The 16,452-nt window shown below is 56.0% G+C and carries 11 protein-coding genes; 9 read left to right on the plus strand and 2 right to left on the minus strand.

Annotated features, from left to right (window positions below):
• The first annotated feature begins 92 nt into the window (after positions 1 to 92).
• Positions 93 to 3,029: an ABC transporter transmembrane domain-containing protein gene (locus AC13DE_RS01035; protein WP_483046730.1), complete on the plus strand. Its 2,937-nt coding sequence runs from the start codon at positions 93 to 95 to the stop codon at positions 3,027 to 3,029.
• A 211-nt stretch (positions 3,030 to 3,240) separates the two neighbouring features.
• Here the strand turns inward: AC13DE_RS01035 and AC13DE_RS01040 are convergent, their stop codons facing one another.
• Positions 3,241 to 4,782 carry an MHYT domain-containing protein gene (locus tag AC13DE_RS01040; RefSeq protein ID WP_483046731.1) on the minus strand — a complete coding sequence of 514 codons (1,542 nt, stop codon included), beginning with the start codon at positions 4,780 to 4,782 and terminating at the stop codon, positions 3,241 to 3,243.
• A 456-nt stretch (positions 4,783 to 5,238) separates the two neighbouring features.
• On the opposite strand from AC13DE_RS01040, the gene AC13DE_RS01045 reads away from it, so the two are divergent.
• The 8 genes from AC13DE_RS01045 to AC13DE_RS01080 all read left to right on the plus strand — a co-directional run bounded on the left by AC13DE_RS01045 (position 5,239) and on the right by AC13DE_RS01080 (position 14,217).
• Positions 5,239 to 6,285, plus strand: a complete 1,047-nt coding sequence (locus AC13DE_RS01045; protein ID WP_483046732.1) for a flavin monoamine oxidase family protein — start codon at positions 5,239 to 5,241, stop codon at positions 6,283 to 6,285.
• A 220-nt stretch (positions 6,286 to 6,505) separates the two neighbouring features.
• Positions 6,506 to 7,543, plus strand: coding sequence for a LacI family DNA-binding transcriptional regulator (locus tag AC13DE_RS01050; protein WP_483046733.1), 1,038 nt, complete (start codon positions 6,506 to 6,508; stop codon positions 7,541 to 7,543).
• 111 nt (positions 7,544 to 7,654) lie between these two features.
• Complete coding sequence (locus AC13DE_RS01055; protein WP_446298219.1) at positions 7,655 to 8,971, plus strand: ABC transporter substrate-binding protein; 1,317 nt, start codon at positions 7,655 to 7,657, stop codon at positions 8,969 to 8,971.
• 131 nt (positions 8,972 to 9,102) lie between these two features.
• Positions 9,103 to 9,969: a carbohydrate ABC transporter permease gene (locus AC13DE_RS01060; protein ID WP_446298220.1), complete on the plus strand. Its 867-nt coding sequence runs from the start codon at positions 9,103 to 9,105 to the stop codon at positions 9,967 to 9,969.
• Positions 9,970 to 9,984: 15 nt separating this feature from the next.
• A complete protein-coding gene (locus tag AC13DE_RS01065) occupies positions 9,985 to 10,815 on the plus strand; it encodes a carbohydrate ABC transporter permease (RefSeq protein ID WP_446298221.1) in 831 nt (276 codons plus the stop codon).
• Between the two features lie 11 nt (positions 10,816 to 10,826).
• The gene (locus AC13DE_RS01070) at positions 10,827 to 11,831 is read left to right on the plus strand and encodes an ABC transporter ATP-binding protein (RefSeq protein ID WP_446298222.1); all 1,005 of its coding nucleotides are present in this window, start codon (positions 10,827 to 10,829) and stop codon (positions 11,829 to 11,831) included.
• On the plus strand, positions 11,828 to 12,601 hold the full coding sequence (locus tag AC13DE_RS01075) for an L-iditol 2-dehydrogenase (RefSeq protein ID WP_483046734.1): 774 nt from the start codon (positions 11,828 to 11,830) through the stop codon (positions 12,599 to 12,601). The genes AC13DE_RS01070 and AC13DE_RS01075 overlap by 4 nt, the downstream gene beginning before the upstream one ends.
• Before the next feature lie 59 nt (positions 12,602 to 12,660).
• Entirely contained in the window at positions 12,661 to 14,217 is a 1,557-nt protein-coding gene (locus AC13DE_RS01080) for a mannitol dehydrogenase family protein (RefSeq protein ID WP_483046735.1), read from the plus strand.
• Between the two features lie 53 nt (positions 14,218 to 14,270).
• On the opposite strand, the gene AC13DE_RS01085 is transcribed toward AC13DE_RS01080, so the two are convergent.
• Positions 14,271 to 16,415, minus strand: coding sequence for a sensor histidine kinase (locus AC13DE_RS01085; protein ID WP_483046736.1), 2,145 nt, complete (start codon positions 16,413 to 16,415; stop codon positions 14,271 to 14,273).
• Positions 16,416 to 16,452 lie beyond the last annotated feature (37 nt).

Raw genomic sequence — 16,452 nt, forward strand, 5'->3', positions numbered from 1 at the left:
TCATGATAATGTGTCGGCCTATCAATGGAAAAGTAGGGTGTGAAACAGTCCGTACCGGCGACGCCTTGTGTTTGGCAAAGGGGAATGCCCGGTTGGAAAGTTCACTATTCAAGTTCATCTGGAAGTATTCCCGACGCGAGCAGATCAAGCTACTTATCTTTACCCTCGCGCTCTTTCCGCTTTTGTATCTGTCGCTGGAACTGCCCAAGCGGATTATCAACGATGCAATCGAGGCGCCGAGCGGCTCGGTGACGGTTTTCGGCTGGCAGATTGACCAAATCCCTTTTCTGATGCTGTTGAGCGTACTGTTTTTGGTAACGGTCACCGTGCACGGCCTGTTGAAAATGCGCGTCAACACGATGAAAGGTTTGATGGCCGAAGACTTGCTGCGCCGGCTCAGGTATACGTTGATCGGGCGGATCATCCGTTTTCCATCAGATTACCTGGACCGCACCAGCGAGGGTGAGCTGGTGTCCATGGTCATGGGTGAGACCGAACCCATGGGCGGTCTGATGGGCGACGCGATTTCTCAGCCGGTTCTGCAAGCCGGGCAAATGCTGACCATCCTGGCGTTCCTGTTTTCGCAAAGCTGGGCGTTCGGGTTGGCGGCGGTCGCGTTCATCCCGCTTCAGGGCTGGCTTATTCCAAAGTTGCAAAGACGTGTGAACCTGTTGAACAAGAAGCGTGTGGTTCACGTGCGCGCACTGGCAGGCGATATCGGAACCAGTGCCGCTGGTGCCACGACCCTGCGGACCAACGGCGGCTGGGGCTATCTGATGTCGTTGATCAATGACAGGCTGGGAAATCTGGTCGCGATCCGTTTCCAGATTTACCAAAAGAAATTTTTCATGAAGTTCGCCAACAACTTCATTTCGCAGCTTACACCGTTCTTTTTCTATTCTGTCGGCGGGTATCTGGTCATCAGAGGGGACGTCACAATCGGGGCGTTGGTCGCAGCGCTGGCCGCGTTCAAGGATCTTTCGGCCCCTTGGAAGGAATTGCTGGCGTATTATACCACATCGCAGGAACTGGGATTGCGTTGGGAGATGATATCCGACCGCTTCAGCCCGTCCGGGATGGTTGAAAACAACCTCTTTGAAGGCGATCCCCAGGACGGTCCAGTCCTGACGGGTGATATCGAGCTGAGCGGATTGAACCTGCGCAACTCGACCGGTGAACTGGTGCTGTCTGAGGCCGATCTGGTCATCAGCAAGGGGCAGACGACCTTGGTTGTCGCCGCTTCCGAAGAAGATCGCCGCGCGTTGGCCTATATGTTGATGCGTGAGCTGAAACCAACCTTCGGGTCGGTACGGATCGCGCAGCACGATTTGGCAGGCTTGCACCAAAAGACTATTTTTCAACGGCTTGGGTTTGCCAATTCACGCCCGGTGGTGTTTGACGGAACATTTCTTGATAACCTGATGTTGCCGCTATACCGCCTGCCCGACGCAGACAAGCCATTCTTGTTGACGGAAACAGAGCAGCATTTGCAGGAAAACAAAGGCAGACTGCGCGACTGGTGGTTGGAATTCATTACCACGCTTGACCTGTCGGACGCGCTTTTCGCCCGCGGCCTGACCCTACGACTGCCTGACGATCTTGACACCCCGCTTGCCAAGGCGCTCCCCGCCATGCGCGCGCGTGTTGCAGCCCGGATCGAGGCCGAGGGGCTTTCGCAAAATGCACGGTTCTTCGCCGCTGACACATATAACCCGGCGTTATCGGTGGCTGAAAACGTTCTTTTCGCCATTGCCCATGAAACGCCGAATGCCGAAAAGATAGCCGAACAAAGCGATTTTCAGGCGCTACTGGACGAGCTGCATCTCGAAAAGGCGCTGTTTGATACAGCCTTTTCGATCGTGGAAATCCTGCTGAATATTTTCGGCGACGACGGCAGCAATCACCCGTTGTTCCGCAAGCTTGATCTTGAAGAGGCAAGTTATCATCATGTGGCAGACCTGCTGGCGCGGTCGGATCCCGCAGCGAAATTAACCACGCACGACAAGTCCCATCTGTTGGCGGTGCTTTTCGCCATTTCATCGGAAAAGCTGGGTGTCGCGTTCGACGATGACGTTGTCGCGGTGATCATGAACATGCGGGCCGCGCATGCACCAGCACTTCAGGCGAGTCTGGCCGATGTGGTAACGCCACTTGCGGTTGACACGTCCATTCCGGGGTTGACCATACAGGAAAACGCGATGTTCGGTCGGGCGGTGCCGCGAACACCGGGCGAGGCACAGCACCTCAAGGATGTGGTGGGCGAGGTCCTTGAAGAGACTTGCAAGACTGCGGTTTTGGACTTGATCCTGGAACTGCCGGTATCGCGCAAAAGCTCTAACCTGCCAGCGCAGCTAAGCGAAATACTGTCCCTGTGTCGCGCGACCATAAAACGACCCGATATGGTGATCATGGATGAGCCGTTGGCAAGCTTTGATCAGGATGTGCGCAAAGCCTTGCCGCAACGCCTGCGCACGCTGTTACCCGAAGCAACCATTCTTGTGCTGAGCGCGAGCGACCTTGGCGATGAGGCCTGCGACAAGCAGGTACGGCTATATCATGGCATGCTTGTGGACGACACGGACGAGACCCCCAGCGAGCAGGGCGGCGCGGGTAAAGCCGAGCTTGATCTCAAGATACAAGCGCTGAGCACGTCCAAACTGTTTTCCAGTCTCGGACGTAAACAGCAACGCCTTCTGGCTTTCGGTGCGCGTTGGTACAAAGCAGCACCCGGCGAATATATTTTTCATGCCGGCGATGCACCCGACAGCGGTGTTTTCCTGATTGTGGAGGGGTCGGCAGATTTGCTGCGTGCAGGTGACGACGGCACCGAAGTTTTGGTTACCAACGTCGGGGCTGGCTCACTTGTCGGCGAATTGGGTTTGATCCGGCAAGAGCCCCGTGCGCTGCATATGCGAGCAAGCGACAATCTGGTCTGTCTCAATATCGGTCAGGATGAATTCATGTCAGTTATTCAGCACGACGCCGCCACCGCCTATAGGGTGCTTCAAATCGTAGCCGGGTATATCTGAGTTCAGCTACGCACCAGGCGACTGCTGACGTGGCATGGCGCGGTGGTGCGGCGGCCAGCCGTGCTTGGGCGTTTTGCAGCGGGGATACCGGGGGGCGTGAAGCTTTCGGATATGTACCGTCAGCATTGGTCTAATACCAAGGCAAGCAAACGCGACCGTCAATTACGCCGGGGACGTGGGTCGCCCGTCATACGGGGCGGTTTGGCTTGCCCTAGGCTGCTTGCGCGAGCTGTTTGGAGGTCGGCGCGTCGAGGCTGAATGGGAAGAACACCGTAAACTTTGTACCTGTCCCGACGATACTTTCCACAGTGATGTCACCACCATGTGCGATTGATAGCTTCTTACAGATCGCAAGGCCCAGTCCCGTCCCGCCCTCGGACCGGTTGTCGGCGTTTTCGATTTGCGTAAAGGCCTGGAAAATCCGGGTGAGATCTTTCTTGTCTATCCCGCGCCCGTTGTCTTCCACCTCAAAGCGAAAGCCGGTGCCCTGCGCACGGGCGCGCAGATAGATATGGTCGGCCTTTGAAAATTTAAGCGCGTTTCCAACAAGGTTGATCAGAATTTGCAGGCACCGCGCACGGTCAGCCATGACCGCCATGTCGTCAGACTCGGTGGAAAGGGTTATGGACTTTTCCCCGGACAGGCCCTGAAACTGTTCAGCGACTTCCAGCAGCAGATCGCGTGTGGAAAATGCGGCCTTGCTCAGTTTGATATCGTTCAGTTCGATGCTGGTGTAATCTAGGATATCATTGATGATTGTCAGCAGATGCCCGCCGGCGGATTTGACCCGCTGACCATAAAGCTCGGTTTGATCGCCAAGGGAATTGAAATGGGCCTCGGTGATCGGTTCGCCGGGTTTCAGTTTACTGGTGGTGTTGCTTTTGAGCTTGGACAGAAAACTGGCATAGCCGATAACGATTGTCAGAGGGGTGCGCAGTTCATGGCTGAGAACGCTCATGAATTCGGATTTCGCGCGGCTGGCGCTTTCTGCGGCGTCACGTGCCTGACGTAGTTCTTCGATGCTTTCCATGCGGGTGCGTTTTTCGATGAAATATGTGAACAATCCCCCCATCACGATCATGCCTGCGGTTCCGGCAATTACCAAAGCCAGCAATGCGTATTCCTGGGGGTTGGAATAGTCGGGGTCGATCCCGATGGAAGCGACGTTATACGCGGCCATACCGGTGAAATGAAGCCCGACAATCCCAAGGGTGAGGGCTGCCGTCATCTTCAGTCCGCTGCGTTTGGTTTTTCGCATGCCAAAACTCAATGCGGTCGTTGCAAGAACGACGGCAATGACACCAGAGGCGACAAGATAATTGGTGTCCCATGACACTGCACCTTGAACGCGATAGGCAATCATTCCGGTGTAATGCATGGCAACAACCGCAAGGCCAAAGATCGCCCCGCCGATCACAATCGCAATGCGGGTCTTGATCATTCCGGCAATCATGATGCCTAGAATGGCCCCCAGAATCGCTATCACCAACGACTCGAACGTCAGCGACAGGTCAAATCTGACCGGAGCACTTGGTTGATATGCCAATATTGCGATAAAATGAGTGCACCAGATGGCGATCCCCGCTGTGACGCCGGTTATACCATACCAGACTATCGCCTGATTGTTTGGTCTTTCTAGAGCGTGCTGGTAAAGTCGGGACACGACCCAGCTGCCAAAGGCGCATAGAAACGCCGCTAATATGACCAGACCCAGATCATGGTCCGTATGGATGGTGTGGGCGACTTTAATCATTTTGCTACTCAAAATATTTCTATCTGCTGATTCAACCTGCGCCGTGATAGAGGCGGATTTAGGGCGAGATTAAGTTTAATTTTCCGAAACAGTCGGATCAGGGCAAATGCCATACCTGACTGTTGAATAACTATTTCAATCAATGAGCAGAGAGTGTGCGTCGGCCATACAAGCGGATTGTTTCCAGTGCCCGCGATGTATTCAGGTACAAGCGCGCGATTGCCCAAGGATCCCACGCCGTCCCGTTACGCAGACCGTCCAGGTGTCGGTGCGTAGGGCGTGAGGATTACGTTGTCGGACGAAGGTCTTGCAAACTGTCGATGAACCCGAACTCTGCCCGGTGATCCCGAACTCTGTCCGGTGATGCTGATCATGGCACCCGGGTTTGACTATAGGCTCGATTGATCCTAGCTGACGGGTTCCGACACCTGTCATTCCAACACAAAGGCTTTTGAAATGCGTACCCTGATTATCGGCGGGGGGTTGTCTGGCCTCGCTTTGGCTGACGCACTGGAAACGGCGGGTCTCGACTATCTTCTTGTCGACGGGCGCAACCGGTTTGGTGGGCGCATCATGACCGAAACCCATGGGGGTGGCTACTTTGATATGGGTCCGGCGTGGTTTTGGCCGGGGCAGCCGCGCATTGCCAGTCTGGCACGGCGCTTTGATCTGAAAGTGTTCGATCAATATGCCGACGGCGATCTGTTGTTCGAGAACCAGCACGGACAGGTGCAACGCGGTCGCGGCTTTTCTTCAATGGAAGGCTCATGGCGCTTCAAGGGTGGTATGCAGTCGTTGATCCGTGCCTTGTCAGGGCATTTGCCAGAGGAACGGTACCGTCTGGGCACCCATGTGACCGCGCTGGAAAATAACGGATCCCAGCTAACCGCCACGTTTGCGTCCGGGGAAAGCACGGTTGCCTCAGCGGCGGTTTTTGCCTTGCCGCCAAGGCTGGCTGCGCAGGTACGCTTCACACCATCGTTGCCAGCCCCGACGTGGCAGGCGATGCAGGGGGTCAACACGTGGATGGCCGGGCAGGCCAAGGCGCTTGCGGTGTATGACACGCCTTTCTGGAGACACGCCGGATTGTCCGGTGACGCGTCAAGCCGGTTCGGCCCGATGGTCGAGATTCACGATGCCTCTCCGAACGAAGGGGGGCCTTTCGGGTTGTTCGGGTTTATCGGTGTGCCGCCGTTGGGGCGCAGGGATGAGCATGAGCTTCGTCTGCAGGTCTCTGCGCAATTAACAAGATTATTTGGCTCCGCCGCCGCGCGACCTGACGCGCTGTTTATAAAGGATTGGGCATATGATCCTCTAACGTCGACGCCGGCTGATAGAGAGCCGTTGCAAACGCATCCTGAATACGGCTTGCCCGACGCCATGAAGGGGATCTGGAGTGGAAAGCTGCTATTTGCCGGCACCGAGGTCGCAGGCCAGTTTGGCGGTTATCTGGAAGGCGCATTGGAGGCGGCAGAAGCTGTGGTGCGCGATCTTTTGAAATAGGTCGGTCCAATGGGCTTGCGCGCACTCGGTTGCGAGCAGCGTCATGGCACGGGGGGCGTCGCCGTCGATTTCGCCACACCCCGGTGCCTTGCTGCATCACGGCGCGGTGGTGTCAAAAAACAAAGCAGAAATTTTACCCGCGTAAGTAATTGCGGGCTGACTTTTCCACTATCCTGAATTAACCTCACTTGCAGGGTGTCGCAATGCGAGGGGTTTACCGATGCAAAAACCGAAAATTCACACGATGGAGGAGTTATCAAGCGCGATAGGCGTGTCTCGACCCACATTGTCACGGTATTTTCAGGACCCCTCGAAGGTCAGTCGGACCTCAGCCAACCGCATTCTAAGCGGGCTGGAAAAAGTTGATTACACCCCCAATTTTTTTGCCACCAGGATGAACCGCAAAACCACCGGGATGATCGGCGTGATCATTCCTTATCTGAACGATCTGTTCTTTACGCGGTTGCTGGAATCTATCGAAACGGCCGCGATGCGGGCGGGATACACGGTGATTACGCAATGCTCGCATGCCGACCCCGCAATAGAAAAACGCGCCGCCGAAACCTTTCTGTCGATGAACGTTGACGGGGCAATCGTGGCACCATTGGGGAACCACAGTGACTTGCAGGTATATGAGAGGCTGAATGACCGGTTGCCGTTCGTCTTGATGGATTCGCGCCCGGAAACCCTTGCGGATGTGGACTTTGTCGGCACCGATCACTTGCAAAGTACGGGGGCGATAACGGAATATCTGTGCCGCGTCGGCACGCCGCCGGTATTTCTGGCGATGCCGCGGGTCAACTTCAACGCGCTCGAGCGCGAGGCGGCCTATATCAAGAAGATGGATGAGCTGGGTTTTGAGCCGAGGATCATCGGGGTCGACCCCATGGACAGCCAGGATCATTTTGAAGGGCATGGGCTTGCGGTGCTGGATGATATGTTTTCGCGCCAAGAGCTGCTGGATGCTTCTTTTCTGTGTGCCAATGACCGCGTGGCAATTGGTGCGCTACGGGCGGCGGCAAAGCACGGGCTTGAGCCTGGAGCATTGCGCAGGGGTGGTTTGCGAATCGCCGGGCATGATGATTACCCGCTTTGTCCTTTCATGACGCCCACATTGACCACCGTTGCGCAAGATGTGACCGCGATTGGACAGGCAGCAGTCGATCACCTGCTGAAAAAGTTACGCGGTGAAAATATCGATAATAATCAGGTCATTCTTCTAATCAACGGCGTGCTCAAGCTGCGTGAATCAGCCTGAGGCCAGCGATGCTTGCTTTGAAAATGTCATAATCCTGAAACTTAAGGTTGACGAGACACTCATCTCAAAGCAATAATTGACGCATGTAAAAAAACTTTTGGGAGGAAGATAATGAACATGAAGCGTAACCTGCTTGGCTCGACGCTTGGCTTCGGGCTTGCGGCCGGTATGGCATCCGTTGCCATCGCCGATGAAATTACCATTGCCACCGTCAACAACGGCGACATGGTGCGAATGCAGAGCCTCTCTCCGAAGTGGGAAGAAGCCACCGGCAACACCATCAACTGGGTCGTACTGGAAGAAAACGTGCTGCGTCAGAACGTGACGACGGATATTTCGACCGGTGGCGGTCAATACGACGTCATGACAATCGGTACATACGAAGCGCCGATCTGGGGTGGTAACGGCTGGCTGGTTTCGCTGAACGAAGGCATGGCCGATGATTGGAATGCAGACGACCTTCTGCCCGCCATCCGCGGCGGTTTGACTGTTGACGGCACTCTGTACGCCGCGCCCTTCTATGGTGAATCGTCGATGGTCATGTATCGCAAGGATTTGATGGAAAAAGCGGGCATGGAAATGCCTGACGCCCCGACATGGGAGTTTATCCGCAAGGCGGCCGCCGCAATGACCGATCGGGATGCCGAAATCAACGGTATCTGTGCACGCGGCAAAGCCGGGTGGGGTGAAAACATGGCGTTTCTCACCGCGATGTCGAATTCGTTCGGTGCGCGCTGGTTCGACATGGACTGGAAACCGCAGTTTGACAGCCCGGAATGGAAAGACACGCTTACATTCTATCTGGACATGATGAATGAATCCGGTCCCGCAGGTGCGGCCAACAACGGCTTTAACGAAAACCTGACGTTGTTTCAGCAAGGTAAATGCGGCATGTGGATCGACGCGACAGTGGCCGCATCGTTCGTCACCAACCCCAAGGACAGCACCGTCGCCGACAAGGTCGGTTTCGCACTGGCACCCGACAACGGTTTGGGTAAACGCGGCAACTGGCTCTGGGCATGGAGCCTGGCAATCCCCGCGTCATCGGAAAAGCAGGACATTGCAAAAGACTTCGTAAGCTGGGCGACCGGCCAGAGCTATACCGCTTTGGTTGCCGAAAACGAAGGGTGGGCCAACGTTCCTCCGGGCACGCGCAGCTCGCTTTATGCCAACCAGGACTATCTTGACGCGGCACCTTTCGCCAAGATGACACTGGAAAGCATCAACGCGGCCGATCCACAAAAGCCAACCGTGCAGGATGTCCCTTACACAGGCGTGCAGTTCGTCGCTATTCCTGAATTTGCCGGTATTGCGACACAGGTTGGTCAGCAGTTCTCGGATGCGCTGGCCGGCAATCAGACCGCCGAAGAAGCGCTGGCGAGTGCTCAAGCACTTACCACAGAAGAAATGGAAGCAGCGGGCTACTAAGCCTGCCGCGACCACTCCCGAGCATCGGAGGCAGGCTGGCCTGTCTCCGGTGACTTCCCCTTCAGGATTTTTCGCAAACCGCCGCTGCGGTGTCCGTAAGGACCTGTTCCCCTTGTCGGAAGGAGCCTGTCATGGCGACAGAACATTCCAGATCATCAGCACGCCTCATGATCGCACCAGCCGTATTCGTGCTGCTTGTGTGGATGCTGGTACCGCTGATCATGACGCTTTATTTCTCGTTCGCGGATTACCGCCCGCTGCGCGCAACGTTCGAGACCTGGATCGGATTCGATAACTACGCGTCATTTCTGACGTCGTCGTCCTTCTTGTCGTCGATAGGCACAACACTCTGGATGGTCGGGTCGATCTTGATGATCACCATTGTGGGCGGCGTGTTGCTGGCGCTCTTGTTGGATCGGCCGATGTTCGGCCAGGGCATTGTCCGTATCCTGGTGATCGCCCCGTTCTTTGTCATGCCGACGGTTTCTGCGTTGGTCTGGAAGAACATGTTCTTCAACGTGGACAACGGGCTGTTCTCGTATCTGTTCAAGTTTTTTGGCGCTCAACCTTTCGATTTCCTGTCGCAGCTTCCACTGTTTTCGATTGTTGTCATCGTGGCCTGGCAGTGGCTGCCGTTTGCGACGCTGATCTTGCTTACCGCGGTACAGTCCCTGTCCAGCGAACAGCTCGAGGCGGCTGAAATGGATGGCGCGCCGGCGCTCAGCCGGTTCTGGTATATCATTCTGCCGCATCTCAGCCGGGCGATTACCGTTGTCATCCTGATCCAGACCATCTTCCTGCTGTCGATATTCGCCGAGATTTTCGTGACCACAAACGGGGCTTTTGGAACCCGTACACTGACCTATCTGGTCTACCAGCGCGTCTTGGAAAGCCAGAACATCGGCCTCGGCTCTGCCGGGGGGATCATCGCCGTCATCCTTGCCAATATCGTTGCCATCTTCCTGATGCGCATCGTCGGCAAGAACCTCGATAACTGATAGGGGGCCGCAGCTATGGCACGTGCAATCACGACACAGAAGAAAATCATGTGGACGGTCCTGTCTTGGGGCATCGGTTTGCTGATCTTCTTCCCGATCATGTGGACCTTCCTGACCAGCTTCAAAACCGAAGCAACAGCGATATCCGATCCACCGGTCTGGTTCTTCTTCGACTGGACGCTTGAAAATTACGCCGCTGTACTCGAGCGGTCGAACTATCCGCTTGCGTTGACCAACTCCATTGTGATCGCCTTGGGGTCAACGTTGCTTGGTATTCTTATCGCCGTTCCCGCTGCTTGGGCGATGGCGTTTGTTCCAGGTAAGCGCACCAAAGACGTGCTGCTGTGGATGCTATCGACTAAGATGTTGCCTGCGGTTGGTGTGCTCTATCCGCTGGTGCTGATTGCCAAGTATTTCGATATCATGGACAGCCGTATCCTGTTGGTGATGATCCTGATGTTGATCAACCTGCCGATCATCGTTTGGATGCTGTACACCTACTTTCGCGAAATACCCGGAGAGATACTCGAGGCGGCGCGTATGGATGGTGCGAACCTCAAGAATGAAATCATCTATGTCCTCACGCCCATGGCATTGCCGGGCATCGCATCGACCATATTGCTTAACATCATCCTGGCGTGGAACGAGGCGTTCTGGACCATCATCCTCACCACGGTGAACGCGGCACCGCTGACCAAATTCATCGCCAGCTTTTCCGCCCCCGAAGGATTGTTCTATGCCAAGCTTAGCGCGGCTTCGATCATGGCGATTGCGCCGATCCTCATCATGGGCTGGTTCAGCCAGAAACAACTTGTCCGGGGTCTGACCTTCGGCGCGGTCAAATAGGGAGACGTGTCATGGGACGCATCACACTAGACAAAGTTCAAAAGAAGTTCGGAGAAGCCGAGGTTATTCCACCACTGGACCTGACCATCGAAGACGGTGAGTTTGTGGTTTTTGTCGGCCCCTCGGGCTGCGGTAAATCCACGCTTTTGCGCTTGATCGCGGGGCTGGAGGACGTGACCAACGGCGAGATCCGCATTGATGGTAACCCCGCGACCAACCTGCCTCCGGCAAAGCGGGGGCTGGCCATGGTGTTTCAGTCCTATGCGCTTTATCCGCATATGTCGGTGCGCAAGAATATCGCGTTTCCTATGAAGATGGCGGGAATGGATCAGGCCGAACAGGACCGTCGTATCGCCAAGGCTGCCGAGGCACTGAACCTGACCGACTATCTGGACCGTCGTCCGGGGCAGCTTTCGGGGGGACAGCGCCAGCGCGTCGCAATTGGTCGCGCGATCGTTCGTGAACCCGCTGCGTTCCTGTTTGACGAACCTTTGTCGAACCTTGATGCCGCCTTGCGGGTCGGTATGCGCATGGAAATCAGCGAACTGCACGCCAAGTTGCAGACCACGATGGTCTACGTCACGCACGACCAAGTCGAAGCGATGACAATGGCCGACAAGATCGTGGTGCTCAGGGCAGGGCACATCGAACAGGTTGGCTCTCCGTTGGAGTTGTATCACAGCCCGCGCAACACCTTTGTCGCGAGCTTTATCGGCAGCCCCAAGATGAACCTGCTGACCGGTGACATCGCGCGCAGCCACGATGCCACGACCATTGGTATTCGTCCCGAACATCTGGACGTGGTCGAACGCGACGGAACCTTTGTTGGCCGCGTCGGTGTGTCTGAACATTTGGGGTCCGACACGTTCTTTCACGTACACATTCCCCAGATGGAAGAACCGATGACCGTACGCGCCGGCGGCGAGGTGGGATTGCGCCACGGGGATACAATTCATCTGCATCCGCAGGCCGACAAGATCCACCGGTTCGATGCCCAGGGGCTTCGGGTCGCATGACGCGCCTTGCTGGTAAATCCGCGCTGATCACCGGTTCTGCGCGTGGCATCGGGCTGGGCTTTGCCGAACGGTTCATCGCCGAAGGGGCGACTGTCGCGATTGCCGACATCAACCTCGAGGCCGCGCAAGCCGCTGCCAAATCCTTGGGCGACAGCGCCTATGCCGTGCAGATGGATGTGTCGGATCAGGCCAGCATCGACGTAGCTATCGCGGCGGTGGTCGATCATTCCGGCAAGCTTGATATCCTTGTCAATAACGCCGCACTGTTTGATGCATCCGAAACTGTCGATATCACCCGCGCCACATATGAAAAGCTCTATGCAGTCAATGTTGCGGGTACATTGTTCACCATGCAGGCCGCCGCCAAACAGATGATCGCTCAGGGGCATGGTGGTAAGATCATCAACATGGCCTCCCAGGCCGGCCGTCGCGGAGAGCCGCTGGTGTTGGTTTACTGCTCTACCAAGGCCGCCGTCATTTCCATGACCCAATCTGCGGGTCTCGATCTGATCCGCCATGGCATAAACGTGAATGCAATCGCCCCCGGCGTCGTCGACGGGGAGCATTGGGATCATGTGGATGCAACCTTCGCCCGCTTGGAAGGTAAAAAACCCGGCCAGAAAAAAGCCGAGGTTGCCGCAAGTGTCCCGGCGGGTCGTTTTGCCGTGCCGGATGATCTGACCGGCATGGCGGTTTTCCTTGCTTCATCCGAGGCCGATTACATCTTGTCCCAGACTTACAACGTCGATGGCGGACAGTGGATGAGCTGAGGCAACATGGGCCCCGATCCGGCCCGTGGTCACCCCCCACCTATTTAGAAAGCCGTGTCATGGCCCGTTCCGAAACCCAAACTACCACACAAACCAAAGCGCAGACCCCGATCTCTGGCGGGACCGCGCAACCAGATAACTCAGACCTGCCAAACCTGGCTCTGGCCACCTTGTCGCGATTGCCCAAGACGGTTCGCGTGCCGTCCTATGACCGTCAAAGCCTATCGGCCGGGATTATTCATATCGGCCTGGGTAACTTTCACCGCGCTCACCAGGCGTGGTATCTGCACCGGCTCATGGATCAGGGCATGGCGCATGACTGGGCAATTCTTGGCGCCGGCGTCCGCCCCTCTGATGCGGTTTCCCGGGCAAAGCTGCTTGATCAGGATTGTCTGACGACCTTGATCGAACTTGACCCTTCGGGCCAATCGGCAGAGGTGACCGGCGCGATGATCGGGTATATCCCGGTGGAGCACGACAACGCGACGCTGATCTCTGAGATGAGCGACCCGCACATACGCATCGTGGCGCTGACGGTAACCGAGGGTGGATATTATCAAACAGGCACAGGTGCATTCGATATCGATCACCCCGATATGCGCTATGACATCGCCCATCCGGATCAGCCGCGAACCGCCTTTGGCGCGATGGTGGCGGCGCTGCGCGCCCGTCGCGCGACCGGAGCCGGGCCCTTTACCTGCCAATCATGCGATAACTTGCAGGGGAACGGGGATATCTTACGCCAGACGGTCGTGGGGTTCGCGCGGTGCGTGGATGACGGATTGGCTGATTGGATCGACACGAACTGTACCTTTCCAAACTCGATGGTCGATTGCATCGTGCCTGCGACCGGCCCCGCTGAACTGGCGCTGGTGCGCAGCTTTGGCATTGCCGACACCGTGCCCGTTACCCATGAAAACTTTCGGCAATGGGTGATAGAGGACAAGTTTTGCGCCGGGCGCCCCGCGTGGGAAGCGGTAGGAGCGACCCTGACCGACGACGTGCACAGCTTTGAAGCGATGAAAATTCGCCTGTTGAATGGCGGTCATCAGGTGCTTGCCAATGCCGGCGAAGTGCTGAGCGTCGAGACGATTGCGGAATGTATGGCCCATCGAGCTATTCACGCATTGTTTTCCAAGGTCGCTCGCACCGAAGTCTGCCCCCACGTGGCGTCGGTTCACGGCATGACCCCACCGGAATACGTTGAATTGATAGAGCGTCGTTTTGCAAACCCGCAAATTCGCGACACGACCCGGCGCGTGGCGTTTGACGGCTCCTCGCGGCACACGGGTTTCATCCTGCCGGTGATCCGGGACGCCTTGCGTGTGAATGCTTCGGTTGACGGTCTTGCCCTGGTCGAGGCGATCTGGGCGCGTATGTGTGAAGGTACGCGCGAGGACGGTACCATCATTGCCCCGAACGATCCCAATTGGGATGCTTTGCAAACCGTGGCAAGGGCCGCGCGCCTGCGTCCGCAAGCCTGGCTGGAACAGAGCAACTATTACGGCGATCTCGCTTCATCCGAAGTTTTCGCAGACGCCTTCACCCGTTGGCTCTCCGTCGTTTGGGAAAACGGAACCGAGGCTGCGATACAGCGCTATATCCAAAGCGCCTGAACCCGGTCCCGTAGGATAACGGCCAGGCGAATTAACGGTGACGACCGACCGAATTAGGCGTCTAAACCGGGGTTCGGGTCCGACGGTGCGGTGGTGGGCAAAGTCAGGCTAAAGCAGCTTCCTTCCCCCATCGCGCTGGCAACGGTCAGGGTTCCGCCTTGCAGTTCGGCCAGACTTCGCGAAATTGCCAACCCCATGCCGGTTCCCCCGGCACGGCGAGTTGCAGTTGAATCAATTTGATAGAAAGCGTCGAAAATGCTGTCGTACTCGTCTGCGGGGATGCCATTACCAGTGTCGCATACTTCAAATACAGCCGTGTTTTCATCCACCGTTACAGTCAGTTGGACGCGCCCGGCTTCGGTAAACTTGATCGCGTTGCCAACCAGATTGAACAGGATCTGGCGCGTGCGCACCTTGTCAACGTAAACCGACCCTTGATCGGACGATACCTGAAACTCCAGCCCCTTTGCCGAGGATAGCGTGGTAAGTTGCTGGACAACGGGATCAACGATTTCGCTTATATCACATACGGTCGGGATGATCGTAAGACTTCCGGCTTCGATCTTGGCGATGTCGAGCATTTCATTGATCAGATGCAACAAATGCTCTCCGGATTGGATCATGCGGTCCATCATGCCCGACAATTGGTCAAACATGCGGTTTGCCAGAACCTCAAGCTCTTTGGGGTCGGCATCGCGGGTTTCAAGCGCGGCCAGCAGTTCTTTGGATGGTCCCAAAAGACGTGCATTGGCTGACAGCCGCGCCACGCCCAGGATCACCGTCAATGGCGTCCGCAATTCGTGACTTAACAAACCCATGAAATCGGATTTTGCCTCGCTTGCGGCTTCGGCTGCGGCTTTGGCCTTGCTGAATTCGGTCATATCCACGCGCAAACCCACAGAATGCCCGTTTTGCATAAGCTGGTCGGAAACCTTGATCACTTTACCATCTGCAAGATGATGTTCTTCCTGAAGCGCACCGCCGACGCGGCGGGCGTGCACGCGTTTGGCGATCCATTCCTCTTCGCCCATGTTCCCTGACGACAGCTTGCCGCCTTTGAAGCCGGCTTTTACAATATCCTTGAAAGGGGTTCCCGGGCGTAACAATTCAGAGGGCAGGTTATAAAGCTCTTGATATTTCGCGTTGCTCAGAATGAGGCGATCATCTTTGTCAAACATCACGAAGCCATCGTTTAACGCTTCGATGCCATCAGATAGAAGCATTCGGGCGCTCTTGCGTGTTTCTGCCAGCCAAAGAATGTAGCCGAGCAGGGCGAGCAATGACGATGCGACAATCGCCATGACGAGCCTTTCTTCCCACTGCGATGTCGATCTATCCGGCCAACCACCTTTTGGCGTTGCCAGCAAGTGCCAGTTTTCAAACGCGAAATCGAAGTCAAGCTTTACGGGATCCTGGTCCTTGACGGCCGGATCCCCGAATAATGACACCGACCCGTCCGCTCCAACCGGGTCCGCAGCGTCAATATCGAAGTCAAGCTTTACGGGTTCCTGGTCCTTGACGGCCGGATCCCCGAATAATGACACCGACCCGTCCGCTCCAACCGGGTCCGCAGCGTCAATCAGCAGATCATACTTTGTGGCCGCTTCGCTAATTCCGGTTTGATCCAGAAACTTTTGATAGTCCAACACAACCGAAACAATGCCCTGACTGCGTGGCTGGTTCCGTATGTTTTGGCCCGCTGATGAACCTTGATTTTCCGAGTAGTACAGGGGGGCACGCATAATCAGTCCTACGCCACCCTGTGCAAGGTTGATCGGTCCGGCGAGCACATTGCGACCGGTGTTCAATGCCTTTTGAACCGCCGGCAGTTGCTCGGCGTTTTCGCGATAATTCAAGCCGAGCGCGCCTTCGTTCCCCTCAATTGGATAGATCATCGAGATCACCAGATCCGGTGCCACGGCAATGTTGATGATTGAATCGTTACCGCCACGAACTTTCTGCGCTCTGTCTGAAAACTCGGCCTGAGTGATGTCGGGGTTTTCGCCTAAAAAAGTGGCGAGCTCTCGGAGAGCGAGAGATTGCTCGTGGACGACAGACTGGAAATTCTCTTTGACGACCAGAAGTTCCAGATATGTATCCGTGCGCACTTGCTGAATGAAATTCGCATAGGACAACCGATCAAGCCGATAGGCGGAGAGTACAATGAGAACCGTGGCGCAGAGAAAAAGCGACCACACGAACTTGTTACCGTACCTTAAGGATTTGCTTAACTTA

This window comes from Sulfitobacter sp. L-8 (genome assembly GCF_056859255.1).